Origin of the sequence: Bradyrhizobium sp. BRP22 (assembly GCF_020194175.1) — a bacterium.
Lineage (GTDB): Bacteria > Pseudomonadota > Alphaproteobacteria > Rhizobiales > Xanthobacteraceae > Bradyrhizobium.
In genome coordinates, this window is record NZ_JADYVX010000143.1 from 1 (window position 1) to 323 (window position 323).

At 55.7% G+C, this 323-nt stretch carries 1 protein-coding gene; it reads right to left on the reverse strand.

All coding sequences use genetic code 11. The annotated features are described in order from the left end of the window. A partial coding sequence (locus I6F35_RS39745) for a GDSL-type esterase/lipase family protein (protein WP_225122983.1) occupies positions 1-323 on the reverse strand: 323 nt, incomplete at both ends.

Consider the following 323-nt stretch of genomic DNA (forward strand, 5'->3'; position numbering starts at 1 on the left):
GTCGAAAGCCGGGTAGAACAGCACGTTGTATTCGCTGGCAAGACCAGAGAACATCGCGGCAAAAGCTTTCTCGTACTCGTCTCCAAAGTTGGTGTGAGGCCGCGCTCCGCAAAGAAGCGCGACAATTTGCCGGGTTTCTAGGTTGCGTAGAATCGCCGCGAGCGCCGTGCGAGTGACATTTGGCTCGATTCCCCTGAGCATGTCATTGCCACCCAGCTCCAAAATCACCGCATCGGTATCGTCTGTGACCGATTGGTTCAATCTAGCAAGGCCCCTTGCCGCCGAGTCGTGATTCACGCTGGCATTGACAACCTTGACCGATC